Annotated in this window: 12 protein-coding genes and 4 tRNA genes; 11 read left to right on the plus strand and 5 right to left on the minus strand. The window is 37.3% G+C overall.

What is annotated here, in order from left to right:
* Window positions 1-3: 3 nt before the first annotated feature.
* Window positions 4-639 carry a hypothetical protein gene (locus ASC84_RS04805; RefSeq protein WP_056512210.1) on the minus strand — a complete coding sequence of 212 codons (636 nt, stop codon included), beginning with the start codon at window positions 637-639 and terminating at the stop codon, window positions 4-6.
* A 157-nt stretch (window positions 640-796) separates the two neighbouring features.
* Window positions 797-3,247 (minus strand): ribonuclease R, encoded by a 2,451-nt coding sequence (gene rnr, locus ASC84_RS04810; RefSeq protein ID WP_178283395.1) that lies wholly within the window; start codon window positions 3,245-3,247, stop codon window positions 797-799.
* 264 nt (window positions 3,248-3,511) lie between these two features.
* Here rnr and ASC84_RS04815 point away from each other — a divergent pair.
* From ASC84_RS04815 to ASC84_RS04825, 3 genes are all read left to right on the plus strand, one after another.
* A tRNA-Ser gene (locus ASC84_RS04815) sits at window positions 3,512-3,601 on the plus strand.
* 15 nt (window positions 3,602-3,616) lie between these two features.
* Window positions 3,617-3,693 (plus strand) — tRNA-Arg (locus ASC84_RS04820).
* A gap of 47 nt (window positions 3,694-3,740) precedes the next feature.
* Window positions 3,741-3,817, plus strand: a tRNA-Arg gene (locus ASC84_RS04825).
* 61 nt (window positions 3,818-3,878) lie between these two features.
* Here ASC84_RS04825 and ASC84_RS04830 read toward each other — a convergent pair.
* Window positions 3,879-4,829: a hypothetical protein gene (locus ASC84_RS04830; RefSeq protein WP_056512212.1), complete on the minus strand. Its 951-nt coding sequence runs from the start codon at window positions 4,827-4,829 to the stop codon at window positions 3,879-3,881.
* 93 nt (window positions 4,830-4,922) lie between these two features.
* Window positions 4,923-5,498 carry a hypothetical protein gene (locus tag ASC84_RS04835; protein ID WP_056512213.1) on the minus strand — a complete coding sequence of 192 codons (576 nt, stop codon included), beginning with the start codon at window positions 5,496-5,498 and terminating at the stop codon, window positions 4,923-4,925.
* Between the two features lie 182 nt (window positions 5,499-5,680).
* On the opposite strand from ASC84_RS04835, the gene ASC84_RS04840 reads away from it, so the two are divergent.
* From ASC84_RS04840 to ASC84_RS04865, 6 genes are all read left to right on the plus strand, one after another.
* A complete protein-coding gene (locus ASC84_RS04840; protein WP_004816901.1) occupies window positions 5,681-5,878 on the plus strand; it encodes a hypothetical protein in 198 nt (65 codons plus the stop codon).
* A gap of 202 nt (window positions 5,879-6,080) precedes the next feature.
* Window positions 6,081-6,740, plus strand: a complete 660-nt coding sequence (locus ASC84_RS04845) for an amino acid ABC transporter permease (protein WP_056512215.1) — start codon at window positions 6,081-6,083, stop codon at window positions 6,738-6,740.
* Window positions 6,730-7,395: an amino acid ABC transporter permease gene (locus ASC84_RS04850; protein WP_004816904.1), complete on the plus strand. Its 666-nt coding sequence runs from the start codon at window positions 6,730-6,732 to the stop codon at window positions 7,393-7,395. Before ASC84_RS04845 ends, ASC84_RS04850 begins: the two co-directional genes overlap by 11 nt.
* Window positions 7,396-7,397: 2 nt before the next feature.
* Window positions 7,398-8,129, plus strand: a complete 732-nt coding sequence (locus tag ASC84_RS04855; RefSeq protein WP_004725765.1) for an amino acid ABC transporter ATP-binding protein — start codon at window positions 7,398-7,400, stop codon at window positions 8,127-8,129.
* Between the two features lie 146 nt (window positions 8,130-8,275).
* Window positions 8,276-9,097, plus strand: coding sequence for a transporter substrate-binding domain-containing protein (locus tag ASC84_RS04860; protein ID WP_155860313.1), 822 nt, complete (start codon window positions 8,276-8,278; stop codon window positions 9,095-9,097).
* Window positions 9,098-9,170: 73 nt separating this feature from the next.
* Window positions 9,171-10,034, plus strand: a complete 864-nt coding sequence (locus ASC84_RS04865; RefSeq protein WP_056512221.1) for a cysteine ABC transporter substrate-binding protein — start codon at window positions 9,171-9,173, stop codon at window positions 10,032-10,034.
* A 69-nt stretch (window positions 10,035-10,103) separates the two neighbouring features.
* On the opposite strand, the gene ASC84_RS04870 is transcribed toward ASC84_RS04865, so the two are convergent.
* Window positions 10,104-10,541: a helix-turn-helix domain-containing protein gene (locus ASC84_RS04870; protein WP_004725772.1), complete on the minus strand. Its 438-nt coding sequence runs from the start codon at window positions 10,539-10,541 to the stop codon at window positions 10,104-10,106.
* Between the two features lie 105 nt (window positions 10,542-10,646).
* Here ASC84_RS04870 and ASC84_RS04875 point away from each other — a divergent pair, with 105 nt between their 5' ends.
* Both ASC84_RS04875 and ASC84_RS04880 read left to right on the plus strand, forming a co-directional pair.
* On the plus strand, window positions 10,647-11,906 hold the full coding sequence (locus ASC84_RS04875; protein ID WP_056512224.1) for an MFS transporter: 1,260 nt from the start codon (window positions 10,647-10,649) through the stop codon (window positions 11,904-11,906).
* Between the two features lie 130 nt (window positions 11,907-12,036).
* Window positions 12,037-12,113, plus strand: a tRNA-Arg gene (locus tag ASC84_RS04880).
* Window positions 12,114-12,201: the final 88 nt, after the last annotated feature.

Below are 12,201 nucleotides of genomic sequence, written 5' to 3' on the forward strand. Positions count from 1 at the left end.
ATGTTAATGGACTTGTTTGGTTTTGAGGTTGTATTCAAAAGGGATAGAATATGCGCCCGCATCAAAACTGATGCCCAAAATATCTTTTTTAAGATAAAAGCCATTTGCATTTTTTAGTGCAATAAAATTTCGATCTTCAGCATAGTATCGGTATAGGTATTGCAGATCTGCGCTATCACAGTCATTAGACGTTTTAGAAAGCGTTGCTGTTTTATTTTCAATACATGGGTCAAGTTGCTGAGCAATTTCATTTGAGATTTGTGCTGCGGACAATTGATATTTTTGTAGTATTTGTGACAATGTTGCGAACTGTTTATTTTTTAAATCGATCACATAATACTTTTCACGAAAATAGCTTTGTCCGCCTTCAATTTCTAAATGGGTATAAACACTTAAATAGTTTTGATCCTGATAGATCTTTCCTGAACTAAAGTCGATACGTGTAGCATCATCTGCCAAAAGTTCGTGTTTGATCTGTTGGTTGATTTTTTCAAAACCTTTGCCTTGGATAAAGGGAAAATTTCCTGAAAAGTTTATGTATTTTGAGGGAATAGTTTGGGTTTTAAAGGTGATGGTTTCAGCAGAGGCTACACAGCTGAGTAGCAGTATTGAGAGTGATAGTATATTTTTAATTTTCATGCTGTTATTTCTAGAGTTATTTGAGTCGCTATAGATGCATTATAAAATAAGGAAGACTCTATGAGGGTACAAGAAAAGTATTTTTAGACGTATTCAAATTTAAAATTTTAATGATAAAAAAGAGAGCCGAAGCTCTCTGATTTTGTGGTAAGTAAAATTACTCAGTCTTTGCTTTTGCGTTCGACTTTTTCTTTTTTGCTTTAGCCTTTTTCTTCACTTTATCTTTAGCCTTTGTTTCAGGCTGAGTTGCAGCACTTTTTCCAGGTTTTTTATTGTAAGAGCTGGGTTTTCCTTTGGGCTTTTTCTTTCGAATGGGACGTTCCCCATCTTCGCTGGCATTCCCACTGTCAGATTCAGATTTAACTTTGACAGGACGTTCAGAAAAGACTTCTTCTTTGGCAACGGGTTTTGCAACACGTGGTGCACGACTACGGATTACACGGCCCGCATGCGACAGTTGTTGTAACAATTCAAAATCAATCTTACGTTCTTCTAGGTTAACCCCAGCAACTTTGATCTTGACTTCGTCACCCAAGCCAAAGGCTTGACCACGATTTTGACCGACTAAATTTTGACTAACTTGGTCATAAACAAAGTAGTCATCGCCCAATTGACTCACGTGAATCATACCATCCACATATAAGTCTTTTAGGGTTACAAATAAACCAAATTCAGCGGTTGCACTGATCACACCAACAAATTCTTCGCCTAAATGTTGCTGCATATAGTGACATTTCAGCCATGAAGTAACCGAACGCGAGGCTTCATCTGCACGACGTTCAGTTGCAGAGAAATGTTCACCCGCATCTTCTAACGCCGCACCTGAAAGTGGATACTTTTTGTTGGTTAAACTGGCTTTAATCGCACGATGTAATAGCAGGTCAGGGTAGCGACGAATTGGTGAAGTGAAATGGGTATATGCTTCATAAGCCAAGCCATAGTGCCCCACATTTTTTGGACCATAGTAGGCTTGCATCATTGAACGTAATAACACCGCATGAATACTTGGTGCATCAATACGATCTTTGGTTGCTTCAATCACCGTTTGGTAATCGGCTTGTGTCGGTTGGTCAGGGAATTTAAAGCCCAATAATTTCACAAAGTCTTTTACTTTTTGAATGCGTGAAAACTCTGGTGCTTCATGCACACGATACAACATTGGAACTTCATTTTTTAAGCAATATTCTGCTGCTGCAACGTTAGCAAGCAACATACATTCTTCAATAAGCTTATGCGCAACATTACGTGAACGCGGTAAAATTTCTTTAATTCCACCCAATTCATCAAAAGTCATGTAGGTTTCAACGGTTTCAAATTCCATTGCATGACGTTGTGCACGTAAACCTTTTAAGGTTTCATACAATTGGTAGAGCGTATTGACTGACTTACGGACATCACGATCTTCAGGAATCGCATTGCTGTCGCCATCCAAATATTGTGCAACTTGGGTATAGGTTAAACGTGCTTTTGAATGCATCACTGACGGATAAAATTCAAATTTAGTCACTTTACCAGCACGACTTAAATTTAAATCACACACCATACATAAACGGTCAACATGTGGATTTAAAGAACATAAGCCATTTGAAAGTGCTTCAGGCAACATTGGTAATACATAGTGTGGGAAATACACTGATGTACCACGTTCTTGCGCTTCATCATCTAAAGGTTTACCAACACGGACATAATGACTGACATCTGCAATCGCGACAACGACACGATAGCCACCACCAGGACGTTTTTCCGCATAGACTGCATCATCGAAATCACGTGCGTCTTCACCATCAATGGTGACTAAAGGCAAATCTCGTAAATCTATACGGCCTTGACGATCTTTTGCAGAAGGTTCTTTAAATGCTTCAGCTTCTTTGATGACTTCTTCTGGGAACTCATAAGGTAAACCATATTCTAAAATGGTTTGCGGGATAATGATTTCAGTATCTGCTTTATCCGCCATTGACTGAATCACATGACCTGTCGCAAATTCATCTCGAGTTGGATAGTCATCAATTTCAACACGTAATGCATCGCCGACTTTGGCTTTGGCATGTTCAATCAGTTCTTTTTCTAAAGTTATGGGTTGATGTGCATTGGGAGGTGCAGGTTGAATAAAGTATTCACCTTCAAATTCTGCAACTTTACCGATCAATTGTTTAACTCGACGTTGAGTCACTTCGGTAATATAGCCCCAAGCTTTACCTTTACGGTCTACAGAAGTTTGTTGGACTTTAACGCGGTCACCATGGAAGACTTGACGTAATTCGCGCTCAGGCAGAAGGAATTCATCTTTCTTACCATCTAAGCTTGCAACGCCTAAACCTTTAGCGTTGACATAAACAGTAGCGTCTAGGGTAGGTTGATCTGCCATCAGCTGATATTTAAAACCATCTTTCATCAACTGACCATCACGGACCATTGCACTTAAACGATGGCTGAGCGCATCTATACTTTTTTGATCGACAATTTCAAGCAGTTCAACAAGATCTGCATGTGACAATGCTTCTTGTTTTCGTTCAATGATTTCTAAGATAAGGGTACGACTTGGAATGGGATTGTCGTAACGCTCAGCTTCAGCTTTGGCTTCAGGATCGACCCAATTTTTCATGATGTATTTGGTTTCTAGTCAGAAGATAGGATTAGCATAAGACATACAGTGGAATACTGCACGTAATTGATTGCAATATTGTGTTTTTAATTTAGTTTTTAGAGAAAATTTCTAGGTATTTGTAGATTGTGATTATTTTGCAGCATAAAAAAACAACAAAATGATGAAAATCGCTTAAAAAGTATTTAATTGAGTAAATTTCTCTATTTTTTTTAATGTCATCACTTGCCGAATCGGGTTTTAGTTTGTATTATGGCGGCTCGTTACGGTGAGATGGGTGAGTGGCTGAAACCACATCCCTGCTAAGGATGCATACGGGTAACTGTATCGAGGGTTCGAATCCCTCTCTCACCGCCAACGATTACTTATGACGCGCTCATAGCTCAGCTGGATAGAGCACTTGGCTACGAACTAAGGGGTCGGGAGTTCGAATCTCTCTGAGCGCACCAATAAGTTAATCATGATGTAACGAATGCCTTTTGGCAACACAAGTATTGCGCTCATAGCTCAGCTGGATAGAGCACTTGGCTACGAACTAAGGGGTCGGGAGTTCGAATCTCTCTGAGCGCACCAACTTGAAGAATTAACCGCATACATTGCGGTTTTTTTGTGCCTGAAATTTAGATCGATGATTTTAGGCCGGTGATTTTAGTTGGTTGAATATATTAATTCTCTTGGCTATTTTTCGAAAAATAAAATAGCTAAATGCAATAAGCCCAATAAAAATGCCAGTTATCTCTAAATAGGAAAAAGTGCTAATTTTAAAAAGAAAAAAGATGCTGATTAAACTTAGACTAAGCCACAATAAACAGAAAAATAGCATTTCATTAAAGAAGAATACTTGAAAGAGCCATTTGCGTAATGCCTTATTTTTAATTCGCGTCAGAAATAAAAACCGATGTTTAAAGCCAAATGAACTGTTTGGCGAGATTTCAGCTTTGGACAGCAGCATTCGATAAAAATGGATCTCATCAAAAGACGCATTGAGTTTATTTTTAACAGTCTGTTGTGTTTTTTCATGATTATTTAACCATCTATCCACCTCAAAACAGGGCAGTAAAGACTCTCCAAAACCATCGATATCTAAATATCGATTTTGGGGTGTTTTAAGTTCAAAAGATTTTGGCAGCCAATATTTGGATGGTGATGGACTTTTGGGATCTCGATGTTTTTCTTCGATGAAATGGATCATATCCACCATTTCATTGTTAGCTTCTATGCTAAATGGATCAATCATCATTGCCATAATATCGGTAATATTAAGCTCGACTGAAAATGTTGGAGTACGTTGTAAATATTGTAAAAATGATTGAGCTAAAATTGCTAATTTTTCATCATTATAGAGTGCTGACCATATATTGAGTCTGGATTTAAACGTTTCACAGCTTTTTAAGATCGTTGCCCGAAAGACGTAATAGCTTAAGCCATCTTCATCTTGAAGAGTGGTAATGTCTTCAACTTTAAATAAGGCCAACCAAAATAATGGAATAGAGTATTTAACTTCTTGATAGGTTTCATTTTCATCCATTTCACCCGTGGTTCTATCGAGATCGGATGAAATTAAAAGTGTTGAGTAATGTCCCATTGTTTCCTTTTATCATCTGAATTTTTATAGGAATATTTATGAAATAATATAATTGGTAATCTATAAAATTAAATTGTGAATAAACCGTTAGTTCTAATGAACTTGATTCAACCACTCATCGACTTCAGGACAGGGAAGTAGTGTCTCACCAAATCCATCAAGTTGTTTTCTATCCTGAGGTATTTCAAGAGATAATAGTGATAGAGGTGTAATCCAATCATTTGACAATGAATGGTTTTGAGGATTAATTTGAATATTATCAATAAAATTGATTAAATCAGTCATTTCGTTTTTCGCATCTATGCTATTAATATCTAAGTGCATTCCTAGAAGGTCATTGATATTTAACTCAATTGAAAGTGTAGGTATATGTTCTAAATATTGTAAAAATAGTTTTGCTAAAATTTCTGCCTTTTCATCATTATAGAGTTTTGACCATAAATTGAGTCTAGATTTAAACGTTCCACAGCTTTTTAAGATCGTTGCACGGAAGACGTAATAGGTTTCGTTGTATTGATCTTTTAGTGCTGAGATATCTTCTAGCTTAAATAAAGCCAACCAAAATAAAGGAATTAAGTATTTAACTTCTATATATATTTCATCATTGGATTTTTTTTCTTCTGTTTGGTCTAGGTTTGAAGAAATTCGTAAATTCGAGTAGTGTCCCATTTTGTTTTTACTTTTTTATTGAAGTATTAATTGACTAGTATAATAAGACAATTGTGTTTAGATCCAGAACATTTTATAAATTTATACACGTCTATTCTTGTCGCAGAGTAAGGATTGCAACATCTATTCTAGAGCTAAAAACTTTAAAATAATAAAATAACCGGAGCTTTAGAAAGAAGAACATGAAGAAATATACAGATGGATATTATATTTACCAGCATGTTGATTTTATTTGTCATTTCAACCTGCAACAGTGTGATGGCTGTAATCGCACGCTGACAGGTTTTGTCTATGAACTGCAAATCCAAAGTTTAGAAAATGAATCTGTCATCTTCTGTGCTGAATGTATGGAATTGTTAGACGTGGTGAATGCCGAATAATTGCTTCGGATTGATGATTGTTCAATTTTAACTACGCTTATTTTTTCATCGTAAAAAAGTAAGCATTATCCAGCATTATTTTTATAGAAAAGCTTATCTGATAATCATATTTATTTAGAAAAAATTCTCACTGTAAGATAGTTCCAAATCATTTTTTCTGCTTTAGAGCGTAACAATAAAATAATTATTTTGGACGATTTCTTTGAATTGGCAATATATCTACAGTGTGATGCCACAGTTTGCTTCGGCAATGGTGATGACACTCAAAATCTCAATCATCAGTATTATTCTCGCAATATTGGTTGGTTTAATTTGCAGTATTCTCATTACCTATCGGGTACGGGTCTTTGACAAAATTGCCAAAATTTACATTGAATTATCACGCAATACGCCCTTATTGATTCAGTTATTTTTTCTCTATTACGGTTTACCAAAACTGGGGATTAAAATTGATGGATTTAGCTGTGGGGTCATTGGTCTAACTTTTCTAGGTGGAAGCTATATGGCTGAAGCCTTTCGTGCAGGTTTACAAGCTGTGGCCAAAGGGCAAATTGATTCGGGTGAAAGTATTGGACTGAATCCACTGCAAGTTTTTCAATATGTGATCTTCCCTCAAGCTCTAGCAATTTCAATTCCTGCAATTGGTGCAAATTGTTTATTTCTGATTAAAGAAAGTTCTGTGGTGAGTGCCATCGCAGTGGTGGAACTATTGTTTGTTACCAAAGACTTAATTGGTATGGATTATAAAACCACAGAAGCATTGTTTCTCTTGATCATGTCTTATCTGATTATTTTATTGCCTGTGTCTATTCTCACCAGTTATCTGGAATACCGCAGTCGGAAGGTGAGCCATGGAATTTGATTATTTGTTTCAACCCAGTCATCTTGCACGATTACTGGAAGGGCTGTGGGTTACTGCAAAAATTGCCTTTATATCAGTATTTTTTTCAGCAATTTTTGGCACGATTTTCGGTGTCATTATGACGTCGAAAAATTTACTGATTAAAAGTTTGTGTCGACTGTATTTAGAAGCGATTCGGATTATTCCAATTCTGGTTTTATTGTTTGTTTTCTATTTTGGCTTTGCAACATGGTTTAACTGGCAGCTCTCAGCGGTACTGGTATGTATTGTGGTTTTCGTATTGTGGGGGACTGCTGAAATGGGCGATTTAGTCCGTGCTGCCATCACATCGATAGATCAACATCAACGCGATTCTGCACATGCACTTGGCCTGAGTCCTATCCAAACTTTGGGCTATGTGATTTTCCCGCAGAGTTTAAAAAGAGTCACACCGGGCGCAATCAATTTATTCACGCGTATGATTAAAACCAGCTCCTTGGCAGTGCTGATTGGCGTGGTCGAAGTGATTAAAGTTGGACAGCAAATTATTGAAAATTCGCTGTTAATTGTTCCGAATGCATCTCTTTGGATTTATGGTTTGATCTTTATTTTATATTTCATCATTTGCTATCCCTTATCCCGTTTAGCGACGCATTTAGAAAAAGTTTGGGAGTAATCATGACTTTGTTATCTATACAACATTTACAGAAATCATTTGCAGAAAGTCATATTTTACAAGGCATAGATTTGGACGTAAAACAGGGTGAAGTCGTGGTGATCCTTGGTCCATCGGGATGTGGGAAAAGCACATTGTTACGTTGTATCAATGGCTTGGAAAAAATTCAGGGTGGCACAATCAATTTAGCTGGCTCAGGTGTATTGGGCAAAGATTTAGCGTGGGTGGATGTACGTCAAAAAATTGGCATGGTGTTTCAAAACTATGAACTTTTTGGGCATATGAATGTGATTGATAACATTTTATTAGGCCCTTTAAAAGTTCAAAAACGAACAAGAGCTGAAGCTGAGAAAGTCGCAGACGAATTATTGAAACGTGTCGGTTTATACGATCGTAAGCGAGATTATCCGCGACAGTTATCGGGTGGGCAAAAGCAACGTATCGCAATTGTGCGTTCATTGGTGATGCAGCCTCAAGTGATTCTGCTAGATGAAATCACCGCTGCTTTAGACCCTGAAATGGTACGTGAAGTATTAGATGTGGTTTTAAAACTTGCACATGAAGGAATGACCATGTTGATCGTGACTCATGAAATGTCTTTTGCCAGAAAAGTCGCAGACAGAATTATTTTTATGGATAAAGGCAAAATTATTGAGCAAGCCACACCTGAACAATTTTTTGAGCATCCACAGACTGAACGGGCAAAAGCTTTTTTAAATATGTTGAATTACTAAAAATAATTTAGACATCAATATTCACCCTAATAGCAACACATAATGATCTATAAAAATGAGGATGTATGGCTTTATCTTATTTAACTCAACCATCGAATTTTTTTAATATTTCCAACGTTGTTCGAACATTAAGTGTGGCCTTATGTATGGGAGTGTTGAGCGCATGTAGTCAGCCAACTGAGCCAAATGCGTCAGCGGAGCAAAATACCCAGAATGATCAATCTTTAGATCAGATTAAAAAGCAGGGTGTGTTTCGTGTGGCTGTTTTTGCAGATAATCCACCATTTGGTTATGTGGACAGTGCAGGTAAACCACAAGGTTTTGATATCGCTTTAGCAAAAAGAGTGACCAAAGATTTGCTTGGGGATGAAAATAAAGTTGAATTTGTGGTGACTGAGGCTGCTAACCGTGTGGAGTTTTTAAAATCGGGTAAAGCAGATGCGGTATTTGCCAGCTTTTCAGTCACTCCTGAACGTAAACAAGTGGTTGATTTTGCTCAACCGTATTTAAAGGCGGCTTTAGGCATCGTATCGCCTAAAGCCAAGACGATTACAGATATTCAGCAGCTTGAAGGCAAAACCTTGATCGTCAATAAAGGCTCGACATCAGATATTTATTTCACTAAGAATTACCCAAAAATTAATTTATTAAAGTTTGAACAAAATACTGATGCCTTTAATGCATTGAAAGATGGTCGTGGTGATGCAATTTCTCAAGACAGTACTTATGCCTTGGCATGGGCAGCTGAGAATCCCACATTTACGGCGGGAATTCAACAAATTGGTAATCAAGACTTTATTGCACCTGCAGTGAAAAAGGGCAATAGCCAACTTCTAAATTGGCTCAATACTGAAATTTCAAGCTTACAAAAAACAGGTGAAATTCAGAAGATTTATGATCAGACCTTAAAGCCTGTTTACGGTGGAACTGTGGATGCTCAAGTCTTTTTGGATGTGACACCGAAATAAAAATTGCATTAAAGCGTTTAACTATGAAAAGAAATCATTGTTTAAATATGAAAATAGATCAGAGGAAAATTAAATGAATATATCAATAAAACAGCTGACTCATCTACTTGCGGCCTCAGTGCTTAGCTTAGGGTTAGCGGCGTGTAATAAAAACGCGTCAACAACTGAAAAAGCTGCTGAACCTGAAAAAACCAGCTCAAGTATCGAGCAAATTAAGAAAAATGGTGTGGTTCGTATCGGGGTGTTTAGTGATAAGCCGCCTTTTGGTTACTTGGACGCACAAGGTAAAAACCAAGGTTTTGATGTGGAAATTGCCAAGCATGTTGCCAAAGACCTATTGGGAGATGAAAACAAAGTTCAATTTGTTTTAACGGAAGCTGCCAATCGTGTGGAGTACCTTAAAGCCAATAAGGTGGATATTATTTTTGCCAATTTCACCGTGACACCTGAACGCAAGGAAGTTGTCGATTTTGCCAAGCCTTATTTAAAGGTTTCTTTGGGCGTTGTATCACCTAAAGCTAAGCCGATTACAGATATTGCGCAGCTTAAAGAGCAGACTTTATTGGTCAATAAAGGCACGACAGCAGACTCATTCTTTAGCAAATCACATCCTGAAATTAAATTACAAAAGTACGAGCAGAATACAGAGACCTTTGATGCGCTGAAAGATGGACGTGGTGTGGCTTTGGCACATGACAATTTATTGGTACTGGCTTGGGCAAAAGAGAACCCAAATTACACCGTGGGTATTACCAGCTTAGGTCAGCATGATTTAATTGCACCTGCAGTCAAAAAAGGCGATAAAGAATTATTGGATTGGTTGAATCAAGACTTAGAAAAATTATCTAAAGCGGGGGTTATCCAGCAAGCCTATGAAAAGACGTTAAAACCTGTCTACGGTGATAGCATTAATCCAAAAGATTTATTGGTTGAGTAAAACCCTTAAAACTTAAGTTTGCTCTTTTAAAAATATCATCGACTTTAACTGGGAAAACATGATTTGCATTTAATTGATCTTTTTCACAAAGGTCTCTTGTGCAAGTAGATGTTTTCCTTTTTTTGTCATAGGTTGCATAAGTGCTAATTCATCACCTGTGTTTTTCTCAAGTAAAATAGAATGTGGTTGATCCTCAGCAAATAAAAATTGCTCACCCCATTGACGTAATGCCACGATGATCGGGAACAGTGCGTAACCTTGTTCAGTGAGCACATATTCCAAATAGGCTGAGCCATTAGAAGCGGGTTGGTTCTTTAGAATTTGAGCATCAATAAGTTTAGCCAAACGATCAGATAAAATATTTTTGGCGACATTTAAATTTTTTTGAAAATCACTAAATCGTTTTACCCCATCAAAAGCTTCGCGAATGATCAATAAAGCCCAACGATCTCCAATCAATTGCACTGACCGTGCAACTGGGCAAGCTTCATATCTGTCTTGATTCATCAGTCGTTCCTTTCATCTTAAAAAATAGACTATAAGTCTAGTTGCAATTTAAAACAAGATTGCGTAATTTAATCTGGTTGCAAATTAAAACCAGATTGGTGCAAAATGAACAAAACAGATCATCATCAGCGCAATAAAACAAGAGAGCAAAAGCAATCCCATCTTTCTCCAGCCTTGGTGATGCTGTTGGCGTGTGCTGCTGGATTGAGTGTTGCAAATGTTTATTATGCACAGCCATTGCTGGATTTGATTGCCCAAGATTTTAAATTAGATTATTCGTGGGCGGGGTTAGTTGTTTCATTGACTCAAGTGGGATCAATCATTGCATTAATTTTTATTGTGCCTTTAGGCGATTTATTACCACGAAAATCTTTGATGTTGTTTCAGTCCATCATTTTATGCCTAGCTTTAATCTCGTTGGTTTTTTCAGATCATATTTTCACGTTGTTATTGAGTATGCTGATTGTGGGCATGTTGGGCACAGCGATGACCCAAGGCTTAATTGTTTATGCATCAGTTTTGGCAGCTGCTGATGAACGCGGCAAAATCGTCGGTACAGTCCAAGCTGGTGTGTTGATTGGCATACTTTTATCTCGGGTACTGTCTGGTAGTTTAGCTGATTGGTTTGGATGGCAAGGGGTATATATATTCTCTGTACTATGTATGAGTATGATCAGTATGTTTTTATGGAAATACTTAGCTGTTATCCGTATCGAAAAAGATCCTATTCAGCAATCTACTTATTCCCAGATGATCTTTTCATTGTTTGAACAATTGTTTAAAAATAGAGTGTTACAGATTAGAGGCGTACTTGCTTTCATCATTTTCGTCAATTTAAATCTGTTTTGGAATGCTCTGGTGTTTCCTTTATCTGTCCAGCCTTTTGAATATTCACATAGTTTGATTGGTTTTTTAGGCATCATTGGTGCTATTGGTGCGGTTATGGCAATCCGTGTTGGTGGGTTGGCTGATCGAGGCTATGCGCAGCGTGTTACACAATATGCGTTTCTATTACTGATTGGAGCTTGGGTCATTTTAACCAGCTTATATTTTTCAATTTGGATTTTTATTTTAGCGATTATTTTATTGGATGTGGCCATTCAATCAGTTCATGTGATTAATCAAAGTCTGATCTTCCAAGCGGATATTCGATTACATGGGCGATTGGTTGGTGCTTATATGTTGTTTTATGCATTGGGCAGTGCTGTGGGATCATTACTAGCAACAACACTCTATGGTCATTGGGGATGGTATGCCGTGTGTGCGGCTGGAGTCCTATTGAGTGTAGTTGGCTATTTATTTTGGTTGTTTACTGAAAAATATTTAATTCAATTTCAAATGAAACAGCATGCAAGCAGTGTATAAATGCATAAATCCTAGGTTTTTTGTCGATTTAAAGATAAATAGCCCAAATACTAAACACTTGGTGTTTAACTATTGAAATAATCCTTAACAAAAAAATGAAAAGGCGTATAATGCGTCCCATCAAGACGTCGCGCTCATAGCTCAGCTGGATAGAGCACTTGGCTACGAACTAAGGGGTCGGGAGTTCGAATCTCTCTGAGCGCACCAACTTGATAAAATATTTAAAAAAACCGCTTTATTGCGGTTTTTTTGTGCCTAAAAATGGCACAATGAGCGAGATAATAAAAATAAGGCC

Origin of the sequence: Acinetobacter sp. Root1280, from assembly GCF_001425285.1 — a bacterium.
In the GTDB taxonomy this organism is placed as follows: domain Bacteria; phylum Pseudomonadota; class Gammaproteobacteria; order Pseudomonadales; family Moraxellaceae; genus Acinetobacter; species Acinetobacter guillouiae.

Bases quoted from the DNA above. Each gene is read 5' to 3' on its own strand.
- ASC84_RS04805 (WP_056512210.1), bottom strand. From the start codon at position 639: ATGAAAATTAAAAATATACTATCACTCTCAATACTGCTACTCAGCTGT.
- ASC84_RS04830 (WP_056512212.1), bottom strand. From the start codon at position 4,829: ATGGGACATTACTCAACACTTTTAATTTCATCCGATCTCGATAGAACC.
- ASC84_RS04835 (WP_056512213.1), bottom strand. From the start codon at position 5,498: ATGGGACACTACTCGAATTTACGAATTTCTTCAAACCTAGACCAAACA.
- ASC84_RS04840 (WP_004816901.1), top strand. From the start codon at position 5,681: ATGAAGAAATATACAGATGGATATTATATTTACCAGCATGTTGATTTT.
- ASC84_RS04850 (WP_004816904.1), top strand. From the start codon at position 6,730: ATGGAATTTGATTATTTGTTTCAACCCAGTCATCTTGCACGATTACTG.
- ASC84_RS04855 (WP_004725765.1), top strand. From the start codon at position 7,398: ATGACTTTGTTATCTATACAACATTTACAGAAATCATTTGCAGAAAGT.
- ASC84_RS04860 (WP_155860313.1), top strand. From the start codon at position 8,276: ATGGGAGTGTTGAGCGCATGTAGTCAGCCAACTGAGCCAAATGCGTCA.
- ASC84_RS04865 (WP_056512221.1), top strand. From the start codon at position 9,171: ATGAATATATCAATAAAACAGCTGACTCATCTACTTGCGGCCTCAGTG.
- ASC84_RS04870 (WP_004725772.1), bottom strand. From the start codon at position 10,541: ATGAATCAAGACAGATATGAAGCTTGCCCAGTTGCACGGTCAGTGCAA.
- ASC84_RS04875 (WP_056512224.1), top strand. From the start codon at position 10,647: ATGAACAAAACAGATCATCATCAGCGCAATAAAACAAGAGAGCAAAAG.